This is a genomic window from Aldersonia kunmingensis, assembly GCF_001646865.1.
Classification (GTDB): domain Bacteria; phylum Actinomycetota; class Actinomycetes; order Mycobacteriales; family Mycobacteriaceae; genus Aldersonia; species Aldersonia kunmingensis.
Genome location: NZ_LRRB01000076.1, coordinates 1 through 22,053, shown reverse-complemented (window position 1 = coordinate 22,053; position 22,053 = coordinate 1). Strand labels below are relative to the sequence as shown.

At 66.8% G+C, this 22,053-nt stretch carries 20 protein-coding genes; 8 read left to right on the top strand and 12 right to left on the bottom strand.

The annotated features are described in order from the left end of the window. The first annotated feature begins 107 nt into the window (after nucleotides 1-107). Nucleotides 108-1,208: an NAD(P)-dependent alcohol dehydrogenase gene (locus A8G08_RS05580; RefSeq protein ID WP_068271276.1), complete on the top strand. Its 1,101-nt coding sequence runs from the start codon at nucleotides 108-110 to the stop codon at nucleotides 1,206-1,208. A gap of 10 nt (nucleotides 1,209-1,218) precedes the next feature. Here A8G08_RS05580 and A8G08_RS05575 read toward each other — a convergent pair whose 3' ends face one another. After that, the gene (locus tag A8G08_RS05575) at nucleotides 1,219-2,808 is read right to left on the bottom strand and encodes a GMC family oxidoreductase (RefSeq protein ID WP_068271273.1); all 1,590 of its coding nucleotides are present in this window, start codon (nucleotides 2,806-2,808) and stop codon (nucleotides 1,219-1,221) included. Between the two features lie 24 nt (nucleotides 2,809-2,832). Then, the gene (locus A8G08_RS05570; RefSeq protein WP_068271265.1) at nucleotides 2,833-4,557 is read right to left on the bottom strand and encodes an aldehyde dehydrogenase family protein; all 1,725 of its coding nucleotides are present in this window, start codon (nucleotides 4,555-4,557) and stop codon (nucleotides 2,833-2,835) included. A 180-nt stretch (nucleotides 4,558-4,737) separates the two neighbouring features. On the opposite strand from A8G08_RS05570, the gene A8G08_RS05565 reads away from it, so the two are divergent. Together A8G08_RS05565 and A8G08_RS05560 are read left to right on the top strand one after the other, a co-directional pair. Then, on the top strand, nucleotides 4,738-5,946 hold the full coding sequence (locus A8G08_RS05565; protein ID WP_068271264.1) for a PucR family transcriptional regulator: 1,209 nt from the start codon (nucleotides 4,738-4,740) through the stop codon (nucleotides 5,944-5,946). Between the two features lie 27 nt (nucleotides 5,947-5,973). Next, on the top strand, nucleotides 5,974-6,366 hold the full coding sequence (locus A8G08_RS05560) for a DnaJ family domain-containing protein (protein WP_068271263.1): 393 nt from the start codon (nucleotides 5,974-5,976) through the stop codon (nucleotides 6,364-6,366). 21 nt (nucleotides 6,367-6,387) lie between these two features. Here the strand turns inward: A8G08_RS05560 and A8G08_RS05555 are convergent, their stop codons facing one another. The 4 genes from A8G08_RS05555 to A8G08_RS05540 form a co-directional block, all read right to left on the bottom strand. Then, a complete protein-coding gene (locus tag A8G08_RS05555) occupies nucleotides 6,388-6,618 on the bottom strand; it encodes a biotin/lipoyl-containing protein (protein ID WP_068271260.1) in 231 nt (76 codons plus the stop codon). Next, on the bottom strand, nucleotides 6,615-7,676 hold the full coding sequence (locus A8G08_RS05550; protein ID WP_084435969.1) for an alpha-ketoacid dehydrogenase subunit beta: 1,062 nt from the start codon (nucleotides 7,674-7,676) through the stop codon (nucleotides 6,615-6,617). The genes A8G08_RS05555 and A8G08_RS05550 overlap by 4 nt, the downstream gene beginning before the upstream one ends. Nucleotides 7,677-7,679: 3 nt before the next feature. Next, nucleotides 7,680-8,672 (bottom strand): thiamine pyrophosphate-dependent dehydrogenase E1 component subunit alpha, encoded by a 993-nt coding sequence (locus A8G08_RS05545; RefSeq protein WP_068271281.1) that lies wholly within the window; start codon nucleotides 8,670-8,672, stop codon nucleotides 7,680-7,682. Between the two features lie 151 nt (nucleotides 8,673-8,823). After that, the gene (locus A8G08_RS05540; RefSeq protein WP_068271258.1) at nucleotides 8,824-9,849 is read right to left on the bottom strand and encodes a crotonase/enoyl-CoA hydratase family protein; all 1,026 of its coding nucleotides are present in this window, start codon (nucleotides 9,847-9,849) and stop codon (nucleotides 8,824-8,826) included. 113 nt (nucleotides 9,850-9,962) lie between these two features. Between A8G08_RS05540 and A8G08_RS05535 the strand changes: the two genes are divergently transcribed. Further along, the gene (locus tag A8G08_RS05535; protein WP_068271255.1) at nucleotides 9,963-10,595 is read left to right on the top strand and encodes a hypothetical protein; all 633 of its coding nucleotides are present in this window, start codon (nucleotides 9,963-9,965) and stop codon (nucleotides 10,593-10,595) included. A gap of 12 nt (nucleotides 10,596-10,607) precedes the next feature. Here A8G08_RS05535 and ku read toward each other — a convergent pair whose 3' ends face one another. The 3 genes from ku to A8G08_RS05520 are packed head-to-tail and all read right to left on the bottom strand — an operon-like array spanning nucleotide 10,608 to nucleotide 13,447. Next, on the bottom strand, nucleotides 10,608-11,534 hold the full coding sequence (ku, locus tag A8G08_RS05530) for a non-homologous end joining protein Ku (RefSeq protein ID WP_068271279.1): 927 nt from the start codon (nucleotides 11,532-11,534) through the stop codon (nucleotides 10,608-10,610). A 7-nt stretch (nucleotides 11,535-11,541) separates the two neighbouring features. Further along, a complete protein-coding gene (locus A8G08_RS05525) occupies nucleotides 11,542-12,669 on the bottom strand; it encodes a lycopene cyclase family protein (RefSeq protein ID WP_068271253.1) in 1,128 nt (375 codons plus the stop codon). Between the two features lie 7 nt (nucleotides 12,670-12,676). Further along, nucleotides 12,677-13,447: an SDR family oxidoreductase gene (locus A8G08_RS05520; RefSeq protein WP_068271250.1), complete on the bottom strand. Its 771-nt coding sequence runs from the start codon at nucleotides 13,445-13,447 to the stop codon at nucleotides 12,677-12,679. Nucleotides 13,448-13,609: 162 nt separating this feature from the next. On the opposite strand from A8G08_RS05520, the gene A8G08_RS05515 reads away from it, so the two are divergent. Both A8G08_RS05515 and A8G08_RS05510 read left to right on the top strand, forming a co-directional pair. After that, nucleotides 13,610-15,241, top strand: coding sequence for an ABC-F family ATP-binding cassette domain-containing protein (locus A8G08_RS05515; protein WP_068271248.1), 1,632 nt, complete (start codon nucleotides 13,610-13,612; stop codon nucleotides 15,239-15,241). A 103-nt stretch (nucleotides 15,242-15,344) separates the two neighbouring features. Further along, nucleotides 15,345-15,560 (top strand): helix-turn-helix domain-containing protein, encoded by a 216-nt coding sequence (locus tag A8G08_RS05510; RefSeq protein WP_068271246.1) that lies wholly within the window; start codon nucleotides 15,345-15,347, stop codon nucleotides 15,558-15,560. Nucleotides 15,561-15,626: 66 nt separating this feature from the next. On the opposite strand, the gene A8G08_RS05505 is transcribed toward A8G08_RS05510, so the two are convergent. The 3 genes from A8G08_RS05505 to A8G08_RS05495 form a co-directional block, all read right to left on the bottom strand. Continuing rightward, nucleotides 15,627-16,856 (bottom strand): DUF445 domain-containing protein, encoded by a 1,230-nt coding sequence (locus tag A8G08_RS05505; RefSeq protein WP_068271244.1) that lies wholly within the window; start codon nucleotides 16,854-16,856, stop codon nucleotides 15,627-15,629. A 101-nt stretch (nucleotides 16,857-16,957) separates the two neighbouring features. After that, nucleotides 16,958-17,524 (bottom strand): TetR/AcrR family transcriptional regulator, encoded by a 567-nt coding sequence (locus A8G08_RS05500; protein ID WP_068271241.1) that lies wholly within the window; start codon nucleotides 17,522-17,524, stop codon nucleotides 16,958-16,960. A 162-nt stretch (nucleotides 17,525-17,686) separates the two neighbouring features. Next, a complete protein-coding gene (locus A8G08_RS05495) occupies nucleotides 17,687-20,491 on the bottom strand; it encodes an aconitate hydratase (protein WP_068271238.1) in 2,805 nt (934 codons plus the stop codon). A 240-nt stretch (nucleotides 20,492-20,731) separates the two neighbouring features. Here A8G08_RS05495 and A8G08_RS05490 point away from each other — a divergent pair, with 240 nt between their 5' ends. Both A8G08_RS05490 and A8G08_RS05485 read left to right on the top strand, forming a co-directional pair. Further along, on the top strand, nucleotides 20,732-21,286 hold the full coding sequence (locus A8G08_RS05490; RefSeq protein ID WP_068271235.1) for an Rv1476 family membrane protein: 555 nt from the start codon (nucleotides 20,732-20,734) through the stop codon (nucleotides 21,284-21,286). 92 nt (nucleotides 21,287-21,378) lie between these two features. Further along, a partial coding sequence (locus A8G08_RS05485; RefSeq protein ID WP_157108416.1) for an MFS transporter occupies nucleotides 21,379-22,053 on the top strand: 675 nt, incomplete at its 3' end.

Here is a 22,053-nt window from a genome sequence, read left to right as displayed (position 1 = left end):
GGGATAGAAGGTTTGCACCCGTTTGAGGGCATCGCGCTGACCACCGCATAGACTCGCCCGAGCATAGGTGAGAGACCTTTCATCACTTTCCATCATCGAGGAGTGCGGTGGCGAAGCAGGCGCGTGCAGCGGTGCTGTCCGGTTACGGGCAGCCATTCGACATCCGGGACATCGAAGTCGGTGAGCTGCGGGACTCGGAAATCCTCGTGCGGATTGCCGGCGTCGGCATCTGCCACACCGACCTGACCGCCGCGATCGGCGCGGTGCCGGTTCCGGTCCCGGCCGTACTCGGCCACGAAGGTGCCGGAATCATCGAGGCCGTCGGATCGGCCGTCGAGAACCTCGCGCCCGGCGATCATGTGGTGCTGAGTTATTCGTCGTGCCGCTCGTGCCGCAACTGCGACGCCGGTCATCCCGCCTACTGCGCGAACTTCGCGTTGCGCAACTACTCGGGGCGTCGCTCGGACGGCAGCACAACGCTGCAGCTCGACGGTGATCCGTTGCACGGCAACTGGTTCGGGCAGTCGTCGATGGCAACCCACGCCGTTGTCGATGCGAGCGACGCGGTCCGCGTCTCGGGTGATCTGCCGATCGATCGGCTCGGTCCGCTCGGCTGCGGCATCATGACCGGCGCCGGCGCGGTGCTGAAGGTACTGCGGCCCCGAACGGGATCCTCGATCGTCGTATTCGGTGCGGGCGCGGTCGGTCTCGGTGCGGTCATGGCCGCGGTCGTCGCCGGTTGCGAGACGATCATCGCCGTGGACCCGGTCGGTGCCCGGCGTGATCTCGCGCTGAGTGTGGGCGCCACCGCCGTGGTGGATGCCACCGACGCCGACCTCGCGAAGCAGTTGCGCAAACTGACCGGCGGCGGCGCCGACCACAGCGTCGACACCGTCAGTTCCGAGGAGGTGCTCAACACCGCGGTGAGCGTGCTGCGCTCGCCCGGCAGCTGCGCGACGCTCGGTCTGCGCGGCCAGCGGAACCCGGTGACCCTCGATCAGTCCGCAATCCTGATGGGGCGCAGCGTTACTGGCGTCATCGAGGGCGACGTCGATCCGCAGGAGTTCATCCCCGAACTGATCGCGCTCTGGCAGGACGGACGCTTCCCGTTCGAGAAGCTGATCACCACCTTCGCGTTCGACGAACTCGATGCGGCGCTGGCGGCCACGAAGTCCGGCGAGGTCGCGAAGGCGGTTCTCACCTTCTAGCGGATCCGCCTCAGTTTGCGGAGAGGATCAGGTCAGCGGCCTTCTCTCCGATCAGGATGGTTGGCGCGTTCGTGTGGCCGCGGACGATCGTCGGCATGATCGATGCGTCGGCCACACGCAACCCATCGACACCTCGCACGGCGAGTGTCGGCGAGACGACGCTGTTCGCGTCACTGCCCATCCGGCACGTGCGCACCGGGTGGTAGAGCGTGTGCGAATGCCGATTCAGCGACTCGGCGAGGGTGTCCTCGTCGGGCACGCGTGCGCCAGTCGCCGGCTGCGACAGCCCACCCAGCAGTCCACGCAACGATGGGGCCTGGGCGATTTCGGCACATACCCGCAGCCCCTGCATCATCGCGGCGCGGTCGATCCCATCCGGATCGGAGAGGTAGCGCGGATCGATGAGCGGCTTCGCCTGCGGATCGGCGGAGCGCAACGTGATCTCGCCCGCGCTCTGCGGCTTGAGCAGGATGGGTCCCATCACGACCGCGTGGTGCGGGTGCGGATCGCCGAGTCCCTCGTTGTAGAAGGGTGCGGGCGCGAAGACCAGTTCGAGGTCGGGCAGGCTCAATTCGGCACGGCTGCGGATGAATCCGTACGCCTCGCCGACGTTCGAGGTGAGCATGCCGCGGCGACGCAGCAGGTAATTGGCCAGCTGTGCGGGACGCTCGGCTCCCGTGAGGGAGTCCGACTCGACGTCCCAGCCCATCGGGGCGACGAGGTGGTCGAGCATGTTCAGGCCGACCTCGGGATTGTGTGCCACGGTGGCAATCCCGTGGGTGGCGAGCTTGTCGCGGTCGCCGATACCGGACAGCATCAGCAACTGCGGGGTGTTTACTGCGCCGCCGCACAGCACGATCTCCTTCCGCGCGCGGACGGTTTGGAGGCCTGTCGCGGTCCGGTACTCGATCCCCACCGCGCGGGTGCCCTCGAAGATCACCTTGGTCGCGGTCGCCTCGGTGACGAGTTCCAGGTTCTTCCGCTTGAGCGCCGGCCGGAGGTAACCGTCGGCGGTGCTCCACCGCGCGCCCCGGTGCTGACTGACGACGGTCTGCGTGAACCCCTTCGGCTCCGGCAGATTCGGCCGCTCGATCGGGTACCCGCACTCCGCAACGGCATCGAGGAATGCGCGAGTGATGGCACGGGGCGAGCGCTGCGCCGAGACGTGCATCGGACCGCCGGTGCCCTCGTCGGCCTCGGTGGCGCCTTGCACGCTCTCGATCCGGCGGAAGTACTCGACGAGATTCGCGAACGACCAACCCTCGCTGGCGAGTTCGGCCCATTCGTCGTAGTCGGCGGCAAAACCGCGGACCCACATCATCGCGTTGATCGACGACGAACCGCCGAGCATCTTGCCGCGCGGCCAGTAGATCTGGCGACCGGCAAGTTCGGGCTGCGGCTCGGTGAGGTAGTCCCAGTCGTAGTTGGTGCGGTAGAGCTTCGCGAATGCGGCCGGGATGTGGATGAACTTGTCGGAGTCCTTGGCGCCGGCTTCGAGGACGACGACCTCGTTGCGGGGGTCGGCGCTGAGGCGATTCGCGACGACGGCACCGGCGGATCCGGTTCCGACTACTACGTAATCGACTATGCGATCAGACATGTCGGCCTCTCGATGCGGATGGCTTCAGCCGCGCAGGGCGGAAGCGAAGATGGCGGGCAGGTGCTTGGGCGATGGATCGGCGGCGAACGCCGTGAGTCGGCGCCCTGTCGTGGCAGCGGTCGTGTTCGTGACGAACCATGGTGGCTTCGGTGACAGCGACAGTTCGCCGTGCAGCACCGACCTGGGTGCGGGCCGGAACGGTCCGCGTACCACGGTGCGCTCGGTGTCGGCTATCAGGAAAGCATTGTGCACCACGCCAATTCCGGATTGCACATCGTCGACGGTGTGTCCGGGAAAGGCGCCCCATGTGGCGGCCGCGGCGAGAAAGCCGACCCCGGTCCACGCGTTGACGGCGATGGTGCCGTACCGCAGGTCCGTGATCATCGACTCGAACGAGTCGCCGAGTTCGCCGATGCTGCGCGGATGTGCGATGACGTTCACCCCGAGGGTGCCGACGAACTGATCGTTGGCGGCATTGGTTGCTGCGGTGAGAAATTCGGTGCCGGAACCGGGCAGCTCGAGTACGCCGAGCACGGGTGCGAAGTACTCGGTTCCGAGCAGCGGCTCGTCCGCGTCCGGGGAAAGGCCGGTGACCAGCAGGCGCTCGCCGATATCGCCCCGGCGTTCGGCATCGGGGTAGGCCGCGCTCGCCGCGGCAACCCGCTGGTCGCTGCCCGGGTAGTAGCCGACCCGAGCGGGCGCGGCGTCGAGTGCGTTGCGCAGGGCGGCGAGGAATTCCCGTTTCTGATCCCAGTCCGCCGACACGATCACCGCCTGCGAGGCGACGCAGTTGTAACCGCCGTTGTGCAGGCGCTGGGTGGCAATGTGTTCGGCCTGGAAACGCAGGTCGGCGGCGCTCCACTTGCCGGGCACGACGATCGTGGGGGATACGCCGCCGAGCTCGCTGGTGATCGGCTTGGTCAGGCGCGGATCGCGGTCGGCCTTGCGCTGCCGGGCCTCGTCGCCGGTGCCCCACACGATGGCGTCGTGTGTGACCGCGCTACCGGTCATGTGCACGTGTGCGACCGCGTCGTGGTGCACGAGGTATTCGCCGACCTCGGCCCCGCCGGTGAGGATTCGAATCGCGCCGATCGAGATGAGCGGCGCCAGTACCGCTTCGAGGACCGGCAGCAGCGGATCGGTGATCGGATTGAGCTTCAGCGCTACCACGCGGTTGTGGGCGAGCAGCTCGTAGATCACATCCAGCGGTGCGATCGAGGTGATATTACCGGCACCGAGGACAACGCCGATGCCGCCTGTCACGCTCGGATCATGCTGCGCGAGACCGGCGTTGGCGCGCGCCTCGTCTGCATCGATGCCCGGCCGCAGCCACACCTCGGCGCTGAAGCCGCTCAGCAGCAGCGAGTCGTAGACCGAATTGGGCAGCACGCGGACCGATGTGCGGCCGCCGCCGGCCGTACTGAAGCGTGCGCCGTGCAGCGGGCTGCGCCCAGTGGCGAGATCGCGCAGCGATTGTGCGACCGCACCGAGACCCGCTGCGAAGGCATACGGACCCGACATCCACTCCTCGCCGGCGAGTTGCGAGTGGGGGCCGAGTCGCTTGATCGACGAAGCCGCGCGCACCCAGTCCTCTCCGTGCCTACCGGTGGCGGCGCGCACGCGATCGAGCAGGTCTGCCCTCGCCGCGAGGGATAGCTCGGACCAGGCCTTCTCACCTGTGGCTAGGTCGTCGAGGGCGGTGTCGATCGCCGCTCGGTAGTCGATGTTCTCGTGGTTGGCATCGCTCATCGGCGTAATTCAGCTCCCGTAGTGCGCTGGAGGTCGGCGTGGTGCCGGGAATAGTGAAATTGTGTCGCGCGCGACGTGCCGGCCACCATAGGCGGCGGTGATGCCATTTTTGGCATGACCTTGTGCCGCTGCACAACGTCGTGGTGGTCTAGGCCGCGCTTGTCTGGCTATCGTTGTGCGGTGACCACTTCACTAGGTGGCGCCGCGGGGGCCTCGGCCACCGTCGCCGCCGAGTTGCTCGATGCGCTGCCCGAACTCTCCGACCGTCTCGTGGATCGGGTCCGGGAAGCCGAGCAGACCTACCTCGACTCGCAACTGCTGACGCTGGACCAACTTCGTGCCGCCTGCACCGACAACCTCTTAGCGGTACTGGGCGTGCTCGCCGGCAACGGTCCGCTACGGCCCGACACCGCGCGATCGACCGGCCGGCTGAAGGCCGAGCAAGGTATCCCGCTGACCGCGTTGTTGCACGCATACCGACTGGGCGCCCAATTGATCTGGGAGCAGATTCTGGAGCGGTCGGCCGGGGTCGCGCCATCGGACCTGGTGCAGATGCCGGCCATCTTGTGGGCGGCGATCGACGCGTACTCCGACGCAGCCGTCGAAGGTTACCGAGAGGCCGAGGTACTGCTCGCGCACGCCGATGCCGAGGCCCGGGCGCTCCTGGTGCGGACGGTGTTCGACGGCCACGTGGACAACCCGACGGCGATCGTCGATGCGATGCGGGCGCTCGGAATGCCGGAACGGGCGAACTTCGTCGTGGTGTGCGCCGAGGCCGCGGAGTTGCGGCCGACGAGCGCGGGCGACGCCGCGACCCGATTGGCCGACAAAGGCATCGCCTCGGTTTGGGATCCGCGGCCGGACAACTACCTGGGCCTGATCTGCGCCCGCAGCGCCGCTGATGTTGAAGCCGCGCTGAGCGAGGTGGACGCTGTCTTCGCCCTGCGAGTGGGGGTGAGTCGGGTATTCGGCTTGCCCACCGAGATCGCCGCGGCCGTGGATGAGGCCCGCCTCGCGAGCCGCTGCACGCCGGCCGGAGCGCCGGCTGTCGTTCGCTACGACCGACTTTCGCTCGCGCCGTTGCTCGTTCGGCTACCGGACGCGGCCCGCGAGGTGGCGACGCGAGTTCTCGGTCCGCTGCTCGACCTGCCCGACGGTGAGCGTGAAGAAATGCTGGCCACACTCGAGGCGTGGTTCGAGTGCGACGGGTCCACCGCCGCGACGGCCGACCGACTGCACTATCACCGCAACACCGTGCTCTACCGGCTCCGCAAGATCCGCCAGCTCACCGGTCGGACGGTGGAGAAGCCGATCGATGCCGCCGAGTTCTATGTCGCGATCCGGGCGGTTCGCCTGCTCGGGGAGCCGGGCAACGCAACGCCGCGATGAGCGGCGTGACGCTATTACCCTCGAGGTGTGCCCGCGTACGAATCGCACGTCGAGCGCCTCATCCGTGAGGCGACCGAACGTGGTGAGTTCGACAACCTGCCCGGCAAGGGCAAGCCGCTGAACCTGCCCGAGAACGACGATCCGAACTGGTGGATCAAGAAGAAGCTCGAACACGACGGTCTGGACCCGATCTCCGCGCTGCCGCCCACCCTGCAATTGCGTAAGGAGGGCGGCGGTTTCCCGGAATCGCTTGCCGGGATCCGCGACGAACGAACCGTTCGGCAGGTCCTCGACGACTACAACCGGCGGGTGAAGCTCGACATCATGGCCCCGAAGTTCGGGCCGCAGGTCAAGGTCATCGCACACACCGTCGACGTCGAGGAGGTCGTGCGGCAGTGGCGCGAGTTGCGGAAGCGCTGACCGGTTCGCCCCCGGTGGTTACTACTCGATGCGGGCGATGACCGCGCCCTGCTCCACCTCCGCGCCCTCGTCGGTGGCGAGCGTGATGGTGCCGGCTACCGGGGCCAGCACCTCCGCATCCACCTTGTCCATCGCCACCTCGGCGATGAGCTGATCGGCTTTCACCGTCTCGCCGGATTCGACGAACCACGTCGAGAGCACGCCGATCGCGTCCGCCTCCTCGGACATCCGGGGAAACGTCACCTCGGTCATCTGCGCATCACGCTGCGCACCGCGTCCTCGATGCGCGCCGGGGTCGGCAGCACCGCGTACTCGAGATCGCGGGCATACGGGATCGGCACGTCGGGCACGCAGACGCGCTCGACGGCCCGCAGCGCCCCCGGGTCGCGCTCGACCACCGAAGCGATCACCTCACCGGACAGCCCGAACGACTGGTAGTCCTCGTCCACCACCACGAGGCGGCCCGTCTTGCCGACCGACGCCGAGACCGTCTCGCGGTCCAGCGGGACCACGCTGCGCAGGTCGACTACCTCGACGTCGATTCCGTCGTCCACGAGCTTCTCCGCCACGTCGAGGCTGTGATGGACGCCGAGCGACAACGTCACCACGGTCACGTCGGTGCCCTCGCGACAGACGTTCGCCGTGCCGATCGGCACCTCGTAGGGTTCCTCCGGGACCGCCGCGATGGACCGGCGGTTCTTCTTCATCCACGGCAGACCCATGACGCCCTTGTGGAACAGGTAGATGACCGGGTCGTCGCACCGGATCGCCGCTGTCATCAGGCCCTTCGCGTCATACGGCGTGGACGGGACCACCACCTTCATGCCGGGCAGGTGTGCGAAGGTGCCCCACAGGCATTGCGAGTGCTGGGCACCGTCGGAATAGCCGCCGCCCACCGCGCTCATCAGCACCATCGGCACGCGCACATGCCCGCCGGACTCGAAGTGGATCTTGGCCATGTGGTTGTAGATCTGATCCATGCAAACGCCGAAGAAGTCGACGAACATCAACTCGACGATCGGGCGCATGCCCTCGACGGCTGCTCCGATGCCCATGCCGATGAATGCCGTCTCCGAGATCGGAGTGTCCAATACGCGATTCGGGCCGAACTCGTCGAGCAGGCCGGTGGTCGAGGAGAAGATACCGCCGTAGGCGCCGACGTCCTCACCCATCACGAACACCGAGTCGTCTGCCGACATCTGCTGAGAAATGCCTTCCACCAATGCCTTTGCGGTGGTCAGGCGGCGCGTACCCGGTTCGGGTTCCTGCGGCAGGTCGTGCGCGGCCGCCGGGGTTGTCGCTGACGTCATGGCTCAGGCCCCTTCCACGAAGACGTAGCGGGTCGCCTCGGCCGGGTCGGGACTCGGCGAGGATTTCGCGAATGACACCGCATCCTCTACTCGCTCGGACGCGGATGCCGACATCACGGCGATGTCCTCCTCGGCGATGACGCCCGTGTCGATCAGCTGCGCCCGATAGCGCGGGATCGGGTCCTGTTCCGACGCCGTTCCCGCGTCGCTGCGGTAGCCCTGCGCATCGCCCTCGAAATGCCCCCACAGCCGTAGCGTGTGTATCTCGAGAAGGCTCGGTCCGCCGCCTGACCGAGCCAGCGCTACCGCCTCGGCCGCGGCCTCGTGCACGGCCTCCACGTCGTTACCCTCCACGCGAGTGCCGGGCATGCCGTAAGCCGACGCCCGATCCGCGTTGGACTTCAGCGAGGTCGAGGCGTCGCGCGGCACGGAGATCGCCCAGTCGTTGTCCTCGACGACGAACACCACGGGCAGCTGCCACAGTGCGGCGAGATTCAGCGACTCGTGAAACGCGCCCTGGTTCGCGGCCCCTTCGCCGGTGACCGCGACGGCGATGTTCGTCGTACCGCGCTGCTTGAACGCGAACGCCTGGCCAAGCGCCGGAGGCAGGCCCTCGGCGATGATGCCGGAGCAGGAGAAATGCGTCACCGGGTCGAACAGGTGCATATGTCCGCCCCGACCTCGGCCCAGCCCGGTTTCGCGGCCGAAGATCTCCGCGGCCAGTGCGCGCAGGTCCATGCCGTGTGCGATCGCGACATGATGCGGGCGGTGGGTGGCGGTGACAGCGTCGTCGGTGGTCAGGTTCGCGCACACGCCTGCCGCCACCGGCTCTTGGCCCGCCGACAAGTGCATTTCGCCGGGCACCGCGCCCGCGCCGATATCGAACGCCGGTTTCTTGTCGGCGTGGTACTCCCGCAGGATTGCTTCTTCGAAGGTTCGGATCAGGATCATTGTGCGCAACAGGTCGCGTCGATCCTCGCCGGTGAGATCAGCCATGGTCACTCCGTCGAATCAGAGGCATTTGCCTCGGCCGATACGAGGGGTCCGACGATGGCCGCAGGAGCCGTCGCCGTCTCCTGCGATGAGACGTTACGCCGAACGCAGGTGTCGCACGGACGGAATGCGTGGGCCGATGGAGAGCGTTCGGCTAGGGTGCCTTGGGCCCGGGCCGTGCCTGCTTCCAATCGCCGAAAATTTCGTCGCGCTCGCGCACTGCTTCGCGGAAACCCGCTGTCGCCGAACGCATCTGGAAGTTGTAGCCCTCGCGGGTGTGCCGGGAGACGCCGTCGAAGACGGTGCTCACCATGGACGAGTTCGCGACGCCCTGGTTGAGCAGCACGGTGTTGAGGGCGAGTTTGACCATCATCAGCTGGTTGATCGGCATCCGCGCGATGCGTTCCACGAGTTCCTCTGTGCGTGCATCGAGTTCGTCGGCAGGCGGTGCCTCGATCACGAGCCCCCACTCCTCGGCTTTTGCGCCGGTGATGCTGTCGCCGGTGAGCAGCATGCGCTTCGCGCGCTGGTCACCGAGTCGGTGCGCCCACATGCCTGCTGCGGGCACACCCCACACGCGGGTCGGGGGATAGCCGATCTTGGTGTCCGCCGCGGCGATGATCTGATCGCAGAAAAGCGCAATATCGGTGCCACCGGCGATACAGAAGCCGTGCAGTTTCGCCACTGTCGGCTTGTTCGCGTGCAGCAGCGCCGAGAATCCGCGGTTGAACCGGCTCATCATCGCGTAGTCGATCATCGGGTCCCAGTTGGCGAACGGATTGTGGTTGAGCGCCTGCACCATCGGGTCGAGCACCGTGCCGCGCCGGGTATCGGTGTGGTCCGATTCATCCAGGTTCTCGGCGAAGATGCCCAGGTCGTATCCGCCGCAGAAACCCTTGCCGCGCCCCGACAGGAGGATCACGTGTACGCGGGGATCGAGGTCGGCGCGTTCCACCGTTTCCGCCAACTCGACCGGGGTGTCGGCGGTTATCGCGTTGCCCTGTTCGGGCCGGTTGAAGGTGATCCGCGCGACCCGGCCGGTGACCTCGTAGGTCAGCGTTCGATACTCGGGCTCCTCGGACGCCTGATCGCGGCCTGCGAATTTCGAGTCGGGTCCCTCGTTCCAGCCGTCGCGCCAAGCGGCGGGCCGCTCCCAGGGCTTCTTGTCGCCTTCGGTCATAGTGAGCGCCTTCCGTGCCGAAATAGGTTCGGTCGTACGGCCGCCATTCTCGCCTCGATTACCGTGAGGCGGTACCGCATCGCGGCGAAAGACGCACGCGCGAAGGAGGCCAGATGCCCGAGACGTCCGGCACGATCGACAACCCGGCGCCGACCCGCCGATCACTGCACGCGATCGCCGAAATGCTGATCTCCGGCCCGCAGTACCGGGCACACGGCACGATCCGGCTGAAGCCGACTGCGGCCGGATTCGCCGGTGTCGCACTTCCGGTCGGCATCGAGGGCGCTGAACTCGTCTGGGAAGGCGGTCGCGCTCCGGTCGATGGACGCACCTGTGCGGAACTCGGTGGACTCGCGGGAATCGACGCCGGGCAGCCGGAAGACCTGTACGCCGACCATTCCGGCGTCGTGCCCGACGAGTCGCTCGTTGTAGACACCGAGACCGCCGTTCGACTGCTCGCCTGGTACCGGCTCGGCGATGCCGCGCTGCGCGCGTTCGCGCCGGATCAGACTCCGGTGCTGTGGCCGGAACATTTCGATCTCGGCATCGTGGTGGGCGAGGTCAACTACGGGGTCTCGATGGGCGACGGCTTCGTCGACCAGCCTTACGCGTACGTGGTGCCGTTCGAGGCGCGCACCGGAGAGTTCTGGAATGTGCCGTTCGGTGCCGCGCGCACCATCGACCAATTGCCGAGCGACACCGCGATCACGGAGTTCTTCGCCGAGGGCCGCGAACAGATCGGCTGAGCGCCGAAAGCCTTACGCGCCCTTGCGTTCCTGACTGGACGTGGACTTCTTGGCCGCGGTTTTCTTGGCCGTCGTCTTCTTGGCAGTCGATTTCGCGGCGGCCTTCTTGGCGGGCGCCTTCTTTGCCGGCGCCTTCTTGGGCTCTGCGCCGACCTTTTCGCCGGCGGCCTGCACGCTGCGCCGCAGCGCCGCGACGAGATCGACGACCTCGGCGTCCTCGCTCTCCTCGGTCGGCTCCTCGGCGTGTACGACCTTCTTGCCGCCGTTGGCGATGGTGTCTTCGAGCATCTTTCGCAGCTCGATCTGGTACTCGTCGGTGTACTCGGAAGGGTCGAAATGGCCGGACATGCTGTCCACCAGCGTCTCAGCCATCTTGATTTCCTGAGGCCGCGGCGCGGAGACACCCTCGAGCGCTTCGAACTCGGCCGCGCGCACCTCGTCCGGCCACAACAAGGTCTGCAGCACGAGGACGCCGTCACGGACCCGCAGCGCCGCCAGCCGCGTCTTCTGCCGCAGCGTGAAATGCACCAGCGCGGTCTGGTCGATCTTTTCGAGCGTCTTCGCCAGCAGCACGTACGCCTTCGGCGTCGTCGAATCCGGCTCCAAGTAGTAGCTGCGGTCCATCAGGATCGGATCGATCTGCTCCGAAGGAACGAACTGCAGCACCGGGATCTCGTGCTTCTCGGCGGCGGGGAGCTTCGAGAAGTCCTCGTCGGTCAGGATGACCCGATCGCCCTCCGGCGAGTCGTAGGCCTTGTCGATGTCAGCGAACTGCACCGACTCGTTGCACACCGTGCAGACGCGGTCGTATTTGATCCGCCCACCGTCTTTGGCGTGCACCTGGTGGAAGCGGATGTCGTGGTCCTCGGTGGCGGTGTAAACCTTCACCGGAACATTGACCAGCCCGAAGGCAATGGATCCCTTCCAGATCGACCTCATGTCTTCATCATGATCGAATTCGGGCATTCTGGCGACCAATCGATGAGCGCACCATGGTCGCGCGCACCGGCGCCGGCGCACGCAACAGCATCGCGAGCATCGCCGCCGACGTCCCCGAGGCGTCCTGACGCCCAGACAAATATGCCCGCTGCAGCCGTTCCGGCAGATCGAAGAATGCCGCGAAGAACGGCACGACCTGCTCGGGTGGGGCAGCGAGCAGCGTGCGCAGACCCGCCGCCCGCATGTTTGCGACCGTGCGTGCCCGGATTGGCCACAGCGCGCGGCCGACGTCGCCACCGCCGGCGATGGCCGCCGCCGCGGTATCGGCGGAATTCAACGATTCGGCAACGCTGTACCCGGTACAGGGATGCATCAGCCCGCCCCGAGAACCGAATCCGACTGCGCCGCGCGGCACAGTCGGTGCCTCGACGGCGAACCGGACCCGCTCGATCGGTTCGTCGCCAGTGAGGTCGACGCCGCGAGCGGCCAACCGAGCGGTCAGTCGCGTGCGCAACTCCGTCAACCGGAGTGCGGGTCGCCCGACCAGACAGGTCTCCTCGAGCAGCACCCGCCCGGACCCAAGCGGCACGGCGTAGAGGAACGACGGCGGCCGGTCGTGCGTGACGCCGTTATCCGGGCGCCAATCCATGAACAGTGCATCGGCGCCGCCGAGAGCGGGCGCTGCGACTGCGGCGTCGACGACAATGCCGTAGGCGGTCTGCTGAGCGGCCGACGTCGGCGCGCCTGTCCCACGCGCATCGATCACCGTCGCGGCCGAGATCGTCTCGCCACTGTCGAGGACCACATGATCCGCCGTCAACTCCACCGCTCGGTCGGCCACCACAGCGGCACCGGTGAGCGTTAGCGCATCGGCCAGCGCGGCGGTGTCGAGCACGCAGTACTGCCGGTCGATCAGATGCTCGGTGGTGGTCCAGGCACGCGGCGTCACCGCGGCGGCGATCACGCCCGCCGGAAGCCACGCCGGAAGTTCGTCGGCCCAGGCTGCATATGTTGCCTGCCAGCGGCGATCCGGAAGCGGATCGATCGCGACGACATGCAATCCCCGCCTGCTGCAGCGGTGCGCAAGCGCCCGTCCGGCGGGCCCGAGCCCGACGATCGCGACATCGGCGCGCACGACGGGCCTACATACCGCCGGTCGCGAGCAGCCCGCCGTCGACGCGGACGGTTTCACCGGTGATCCACGCCGCCTCGTCGGACGAGAGGAAACCGATCAGCCGGGCGACATCCTCGGGCGTACCGAGTCGCTTCATCGGGTAGCCGGCCGAAGCGGCCTCGTCACCGTTGGCGTAGAGCGCCTCGGCGAAGCGTGTCTTCACTACGCCGGGGGCCACGGCGTTCACCCGGATGTTCGGCCCGAGTTGCCAGGCGAGTTCTTCGGTGAGCCGGATCAGCGCGGCCTTCGAGGCGCCGTAGGCGGCGATGACACCCGTCGAACGGATACCGGCGACGCTGGCCACGTTCACCACCGCGCCGCCGTGCTCGCTCATCCAGGCGCGGTATGCCTGCTGCACATAACCAAGTGCGGCAACGACATTCACGTCGAAGATCTTCCGCACGGCGTCGAGGTCGGCGTCCATGAGCGAACCGAAGACCGGGTTGATGCCGGTGTTGTTGATCAGGATGTCGAGCGAACCGAATTCGGCCACAGCGGTATCGACCGCGCGGGCGCGGGCGTCCGCATCACCGGAGTTGCCGGGGAGCGCCACGATCTTGCCGGGATGGCCAAGCGCGGACAGCGCAGCGGCCGCTTCGTCGAGCGCATCGGGCTTGCGCGCGGTGATCAGCACACTCGCGCCTCGGGAGAGCAGTTCGGCGGCGATGGCATGGCCGATGCCGCGGCTCGCGCCGGTGACAAGTGCTCCCTTGCCCTGCAGACCCGCTTCGTTACTCATGAGTATGAACGTTAGCGGAGTCACGTTCCGGAGTGATCTGACTGGTGCCGAAGCACGGTAAAATAGGTGGTTCGTGTGCGCCGAACTGCGCACACTTGATTCCGTGCCCAGGTACGCCGTGGTGGCCGGGACATCCTGAGATTCGATGGCGAGGAGACGCGTGTGATTACCGCAACCGACCTGGAGGTCCGGGCGGGCGTGCGCACGTTGCTCTCCGCTCCCGGCTCCGCCCTGCGGGTACAGGCCGGCGACCGAATCGGGCTGGTCGGCCGCAATGGCGCCGGCAAGACCACCACGCTGCGCATCCTCGCCGGCGAGGGCGAGCCGTACGCGGGTGAGGTCATCCGCAGCGGCGATCTCGGCTACCTGCCGCAGGACCCCAAGGAAGGCGACCTCAGCGTTCTCGCGAAGGACCGCGTCCTGTCGGCGCGCGGGCTCGACGAGATCATGCGCCGGATGGAGAAGTTGCAGGCCATCATGGCCGAGGCAGTCGACGATGCGGAACGCGATAAGGCCGTCCGCAAGTTCGGCAACCTCGAGGACCGGTTCTCCGCGCTCGGCGGATACGTCGCCGAGTCCGAAGCCGCGCGCATCTGCCACAGCCTTGGCCTGCCCGACCGCGTACTGGAACAGCAGCTTCGCACCCTCTCGGGCGGTCAGCGCCGCCGTGTCGAGCTGGCGCGGATTCTGTTCGCCGCCTCCGACGGTTCCGGCGGCAAGTCGAACACCACGCTGCTGCTCGATGAGCCCACCAACCACCTGGACGCCGACTCCATCACCTGGCTGCGCGGGTTTCTGCAGAACCACGACGGCGGCCTGATCGTGATCAGCCACGACGTCGATCTGCTTGCCGACGTTGTCAACAAGGTGTGGTTCCTCGACGCCGTGCGTGGCGAGGCCGATATGTACAACATGGGCTGGCACAAGTACATGGATGCGCGTGCCACCGACGAGCAGCGCCGCCGCCGCGAACGCGCCAACGCCGAGAAGAAGGCGAGCGCGCTGAAGGCCCAGGCCGCGAAGCTCGGCGCAAAGGCCACCAAGGCCACCGCCGCGCAGAACATGGCGAAGCGTGCCGAGAAGCTGATCAACGACCTCGACGACGTCCGGGTCGCGGACAAGGTCGCGAAGATCCGGTTCCCGAACCCCGCCCCGTGCGGCAAGACCCCGTTGATGGCTAGGGAACTCACCAAGGTCTACGGCTCGCTGGAGATCTTCACCGGCGTCGACCTCGCGATCGACAAGGGCAGCCGCGTCGTCATCCTCGGCCTCAACGGCGCCGGTAAGACCACGCTGCTGCGCCTGCTGGCCGGTGTAGAGAAGCCGGACCTCGGCGAACTCCAGCCAGGTCACGGCCTGAAGATCGGCTACTTCGCACAGGAGCACGACACCCTCGACGACAACGCCACGGTCTGGGAGAACATCCGCCACGCCGCGCCGGACGCGGGGGAGCAGGACCTGCGCGGTCTGCTCGGTGCGTTCATGTTCACCGGGCCGCAACTCGACCAGCCCGCCGGCACGCTGTCCGGTGGTGAGAAGACGCGTCTCGCACTGGCCGGTCTCGTGTCCTCGGCGGCGAATGTGTTGCTGCTCGACGAGCCGACCAACAACCTCGACCCGATCTCGCGTGAGCAGGTGCTCGACGCGCTGCGCAGCTACGCGGGCGCTGTCGTGCTGGTGACGCACGACCCGGGCGCCGCCGAGGCGCTCGCGCCGGAGCGGGTGATTCTGCTGCCCGACGGAACCGAAGATCACTGGTCGCAGGACTACCTGGACCTCATCACCCTCGCCTGACCGGGCTGGCCCAACGGCGGCCCCGATCTGCGATTTCGCTGATCCCCACCCACGCAGGTCGCTAGCCTGAATGCAGCCCGGCTCACCTAAACGGGAGGTTGCCATGGGCAACGGTTCGGGGATTCCAAAGGGAACGCGGGTAACCGGAAAGTCCCGCGACAAATTGCAGGGCCAGTTGAAGCGGCAATACGAGGCCGGGGCGAGCATCCGCTCGCTCGCCGAAGCGACTGGCAGGTCCTACGGATTCATCCACAACGTGCTGGTCGAGGCGGACGTCGCCTTGCGCGGCCGGGGCGGAGCGAATCGGCGCAAGGCCTAATCGAATCAGCAGCCCGCCGCTTGTTTCCAAGCGGCTCGCACGCGGCTGGGCGCGATTCGTTGAGGGTCAGCCCAGGAGAAGGTGCACCTGTAGTTCGCCGACGAGGAAGCCGAGCACGGCGCCCATCGCGACGAGCTTCCACTCGTCCTGCTTGAACGCGGGCCGAAGCAGGCCCTCGTACTCCTCATCGGTGAGCTGGTCGACTTTCTCGATGACGATGCTGCGAAGGTCGAACGTATCGATCGCGAAACCTTCCAGGTTTTCCGGCCCCTTCCTGATGTAGGCGATCGTCTGGTCGACGGCTTCCTTCTTCAGCGCCTCGTAGCTGGTGCCCGCGACCAACGTGATCACTGGTCGAGCGACACCCGTCTGCGCGTCGACGAAATCGGTCATATGCCGGGTAAGCAGGCTCATCAGCCGGTCGGATCGCGGGCCTTCGAGGACCGCTTCGAGGATGTTCGCCGGCGTCAGGATCTCGGTAGCGACGAGCTCGCCGTAGTCGGCAGTGACCTGGACTCGACGCTTGTGGAACAGCCCCTGCCAGGGAATGACTCCGAAGTACCGCTTCCGATTGATGGGCCGGAAGATCATCTGCAGCGCGAGCCAGTCGGTGGACAGGCCGGTGAGACCACCGAAGATCGGCATCAGCCATTCCGAGTGCGTGAACGCCCACACGACCGCCTGGACGAGACCGAGCAGGAACCCGAACAACAATCCCGATCGGATGATGAAGCGCAGCTCGTTCTTGCCGACCCTGTCGACCAGCTTGACCATCAGCGATTTGTCGTTGACGAGCGCATCGATGGCCATCGCGCGTAGATCGACGACCAGATCGAGGTTCTCCCTCAGGTCCGCCACGATTTCAGTGATCACGCCGGGGACTTCGCCCTGTACCCGGCGAATGAGCGCGTTCTGGGCAGCGGTCGGGAGGGCGGACCACAGACCCGGTTGCTGCTTCTCCATCACCTGATGGACCATCTGGTGAATCGCGTTGTTGAGCGGTTCACTCAGCCGTTCGGTCAGATTGGCGATATCGATCCGGTCGATGATCTCCTGCGGATTGATCAGTCGGCCGAACATCAAATCGACGGCGATCCGCGCCATCCGGGGCGTCGCGCGGGGCACCACGCCTTGCCAACCCAGATACGGCGGAATGCCGACGAATTCGAGCGGGCGGAGCAGCATCTGCACGGCGGCGATCTTGGTTATCCAACCGATGAGCGCGGCGACGAGGGGGATGGAACAGTAGAGCAGCCAATTTTCCGTAAAGTCGGTGGCGATTTCGGACAGTGTCATCGCGCCGGTGTCCGTCCCGGTGTGCAGACCGACATCATCGTCGCTGCCATAGCTCTCCCTGTGTCCAAGCTGTTCAAACCAGCCGAACTATAAGAGATGGCTCAGATGCTGCGGCGCACCGACTCCTCGACCAGGTCGAGTACGGCGGGCAGATTGTCGTCGGTTTGCCCGGACGCAATTCGGGCGATGAGACCGTCGAGGACGAGGTCGAGGAAGCTCAAAACCACGTCCGTGGGCACGTCTTCGCGCAACCGGCCCGCGGCCTTCTGCTTCTCGAGTCGCGCCAGCGTGGCGTCGGTCAGTTGGGCCGACCGGTCCGCCCAGTCTTTGCGGAACTCGTCGTCGGTGCGTACCCGCCGGGCGATTTCCAGTCGAGTGGTGAGCCAGTCGAACTGATCCGGATGGGTGAGCATGTCGCGCATGACCTGCACGAGGCCCTCGTTGGTTGCGATGTCCGCCATCCGGCCGGCGTCCTCGCGGGCGAGCGCAAGGAACAGCGCGTCCTTGTCGCGGTAGTGATGGAAGATCGCGCCGCGAGACAGTCCGGTGGCTTCCTCGAGTCGGCGCACGGTCGCACCCTCGAATCCGAACTCGGCGAAACAGCGCCGGGCGCCGTCGAGGATCTGACTGCGCCGCGCCGCGAGGTGATCCTCGCTGACCTTAGGCACATCGCCTCCTTCGTCGGCAGGCGGGCACGATGCCTCCGAAAGCGATCGAAGGGAACCGGCGAAACGGTCCCGCTGGGCTGGACCCGGGGCCCGGCAGCGAAATTCGCTGCCGGGGACCCGGGTTCCGACGTCGGCGGCAGGGTGCGAACCCCGCCGGTGACGTCAGTTGGCGATCATGTTCCGCAGGACGTACTGCAGGATGCCGCCGTTGCGGTAGTAGTCCGCCTCACCGGGGGTGTCGATGCGGACGACGGCGTCGAACTCGACCTTGGAGCCGTCCGTCTTGGTGGCCGTGACCTTCATGGTCTTCGGGGTGACGCCCTCGTTGAGCTTGGTGATGCCCGTGATGTCGAAGGTCTCGGTGCCATCCAGGCCCAGCGAGCCGGCGGACTCGCCTGCCGGGAACTGCAGCGGCACAACGCCCATGCCGATGAGGTTGGAGCGGTGGATGCGCTCGAACGACTCGGTGATGACGGCCTTGACGCCGAGCAGGCTGGTGCCCTTGGCGGCCCAGTCACGCGAGGAACCGGAGCCGTACTCCTTGCCGCCCAGGACGACCAGCGGGATGCCGGCGGCCTGGTAGTTCTGCGACGCGTCGTAGATGAACGACTGCGGGCCGCCCTCGAGGGTGAAGTCGCGGGTGTAGCCGCCCGAGACGTCGTCGAGGAGCTGGTTGCGGAGGCGGATGTTCGCGAACGTGCCGCGGATCATTACCTCGTGGTTACCGCGACGCGAGCCGAGGGAGTTGTAGTCCTTGCGCTCGACACCGTTGGCGTCCAGGTACTGCGCGGCCGGGGTGCCGGGCTTGATCGGGCCGGCCGGGCTGATGTGGTCGGTGGTGACCGAGTCGCCCAGCAACGCCAGGACGCGGGCGCCCGTGATGTCGGTGACCGGGGTGGTCTCCATCGTCATGCCCTCGAAGTACGGCGCCTTGCGGACGTAGGTCGAGTTCTCGTCCCATGCGAAGGTGTCGCCCTCCGGGGTTGACAGGTTCTGCCAGCGCTCGTCGCCCTTGAAGACATTCGCGTAGGAGTTGACGAACATCTCCTGGTTGATCGAGGAGGCGATGGTCTCCTCGATCTCCTTCGTCGACGGCCAGATGTCCTTGAGGAAGACGTCGTTGCCGTCCGTGTCCTGGCCGAGGGCGTCGGTCTCGAAGTCGAAGTCCATGGTGCCGGCGAGACCGTAGGCGATGACCAGCGGCGGCGAGGCCAGGTAGTTCATCTTGACGTCGGGGGAGATGCGGCCCTCGAAGTTGCGGTTGCCCGAGAGCACCGCGGTGACCGACAGGTCGTTGTCGTTGATCGCCTTGGAGATGTTCTCGGGCAGCGGACCGGTGTTGCCGATGCAGGTGGTGCAGCCGTAGCCACCGAGGTAGTAGCCGAGCTTCTCGAGGTACGGCCAGAGGCCGGCCTTCTCGTAGTAGTCGTTGACGACCTGCGAGCCCGGCGCCATGTTGGTCTTGACCCACGGCTTGGTGGACAGGCCCTTCTCGACCGCGTTGCGGGCGAGCAGGGCGGCACCAAGCATCACCGAGGGGTTCGAGGTGTTGGTGCAGGAGGTGATGCCCGCGACGACGACGGCGCCGTGGTCGAGCACGAACTCCCCCTGCTCAGGCGTCGTGACGCGCACCGGCTTGGAGGGGCGGCCCTCGGCGCCGTTCGCGGCGGACGCCACGGCGCCCGCACCGTCGTCAGCGAAGGAGAGCGCGGCGGGATCGGACGCGGGGAAGGACTCCTCGACGGCCTCGTCCAGCTGGCTGTGGTCGGCCGCGGCGTGATCCTCCACGTAGGTGTGGATATCGCGACGGAACGCGCTCTTCGAGTCCGAGAGCAGGATGCGGTCCTGCGGGCGCTTCGGGCCGGCGATGGACGGCACCACGGAGCCGAGGTCCAGCTCGAGGTACTCGGAGTAGTTGGGCTCGGCGTCGGCGTCGTGCCACATGCCCTGTTCCTTGGCGTACGCCTCGACGAGCGCGAGCTGCTCCTCGCTGCGGCCGGTCAGGCGCAGGTAGTTCACGGTCTCCTCGTCGATCGGGAAGATCGCGGCGGTGGAGCCGAACTCGGGGCTCATGTTGCCCAGGGTGGCGCGGTTGGCCAGCGGCACCTCGGCGACGCCCTTGCCGTAGAACTCGACGAACTTGCCGACGACGCCGTGCTTGCGCAGCATGTCGGTGACGGTGAGCACCACGTCGGTGGCGGTCACGCCGGGCTTGATCTCGCCGGTCAGCTTGAAGCCGACGACGCGCGGGATCAGCATGGAGACCGGCTGGCCGAGCATCGCGGCCTCGGCCTCGATGCCGCCGACGCCCCAGCCCAGCACACCTAGGCCGTTGACCATCGTGGTGTGCGAGTCGGTGCCGACGCAGGTGTCGGGGTACGCCTGACCGTTACGGATCATGACGGTGGGCGCCAGGTACTCGATGTTGACCTGGTGCACGATGCCCATGCCCGGGGGGACGACCTTGAAGTCGTCGAACGCGCCCTGGCCCCAGCGCAGGAACTGGTAACGCTCCCCGTTGCGCTGGTACTCGAGGTCGACGTTGCGCTCGAGGGCGTCGGCCCGGCCGAAGACGTCGAGGATGACCGAGTGGTCGATGACCATGTCGGCGGGGGAGAGCGGGTTGACCTTGCTCGGGTCGCCGCCGAGGGCGGTGACGGCCTCACGCATGGTGGCGAGGTCGACGATGCAGGGGACGCCGGTGAAGTCCTGCATGATCACGCGGGCCGGGGTGAACTGGATCTCGATGCTCGGGTCGGCCGACGGATCCCAGCTCGAGATCGAGCGGATGTGGTCGGCGGTGATGTTCGCGCCGTCTTCGGTCCGAAGCAGGTTCTCTGCAAGGACCTTCAGTGCGTAAGGGAGTTTTTCGGTACCGGGCACCGCGGAGAGACGGAAGATCTCGTACGACTCGCTTCCGACTTCGAGGGTGCCCTTGGCGCCGAACGTATCGATACTTGCGGTCACGTCACAGCTCCATCGTCTTGGGACGGCCGCCGAACGGGCTGGCTCGGCGGGAGATCGGTCGTCTGATCCGGGCGGGCGCTCCGGCGACGGCGACCCAATCATCCTAACAGTACGCTTGTCCTGTGAACGACATCGGGCGGGCGGGCGAAGTGTCCTTGCTCCGGCCTGTCCATGGCTCGGCAGACGTGGGTTCGCGTACTGTGCATTCGAACCCACGTCGCCTACCAGACCGGATGATGAATGTCGTTCGCTCACACGTTCTTGCCCGTTGCCGCCGACCTCCCGCCGGACGTCGACGTCGACGCGATTGTCGCCGGGCTGGCCAGTGACCACGTGTACGCGCCCGACGATGTCGAGTCGGAGATCGCGACGCTGGTCGCCGAGGCTCGCGATGACGGAATCCAGCTGAGCGTGGTCGTCATCCCGGAGAACGGCAGGCACGACTCGCTGCTCCGCAATCTGGCGACCGAGGTCGCGAGCCATGAGCACGGCACCGTCCTGGTGGTCAGCCCGGATTGGGCGGGCACCTACAGCGACACGATCAATCGGGTGAAGCTCGAGGCCGGCGAGGATCACGCCAAATACACCGCCAGTCCGGTTATTGCGACGCGCAACTTCATCGACGAACTCGAGGCGCCCGCGGTGTCCTGGACCGCGGCCACGTCGGTGCTGCTTGCAGGTACGGTCCTGGCCGTCGCGGGCCTGTACGCCGTGAAGGCGCGGCGGGCGAAATCGGCGCCGCCGCCGGCCGAGCCCCCTTCTCGCGACCCGGTGCCCTCCGGCTCGTCGCGGTAGCTTCGGAGCGGAGCCCGCGGAGCGACCCGAGGACACCGCCGCTTTCGCTCGTCTTCGCGATCCATGGTCGGACTCACCGCCTAGGAGCCGTTATGGGAACCCCCGTCGAACAATCGGACAAGCTCGATCGCAGCGTCATCATCACCGGGCTCGTCGTGGTGTCGGGACTGATCATGGTGGTGCTCGACACCACGATCGTGAACGTCGCCCTGGATTCCTTGAGCACGGAACTCGACGCGCCGCTGTCCACAACCCAATGGGTTATCACCGGTTATCTGCTCGCGGTTGCGTTGGTCATTCCGCTCACTGGTTGGGTTATGGACCGGTTCGGGCCGAAGGCGACGTGGCTCGTTTCAATCGCACTGTTCGTGACCGGCTCGGCACTCTGTGCCGCTGCCTGGTCGATCGAGAGCCTGATCGCGTTCCGCGTGCTCCAGGGCCTCGGCGGCGGCATGCTGCTGCCAGGTGGCCAGGCGATCATCGCCCGAGCCGCCGGTCCGCAGCGGCTCGGGCGCGCCATGAGCATCATCGGTGTTCCCATGTTGCTGGGGCCGGTCCTCGGTCCGGTGCTCGGCGGTCTCCTCGTCGAGTACACGAGCTGGCACTGGATCTTCCTCGTCAACGTCCCCGTCGGGATCCTCGCGTTTGCCCTTGCAGTGTGGAAACTGCCGGCGGGCGGCGCGTTGAGCGATGTCGGGCGGCTCGACGCCCTTGGTCTCGTGGTGCTCTCGGGAAGCCTCGTGTGCCTGCTGTACGGGCTTTCCGAA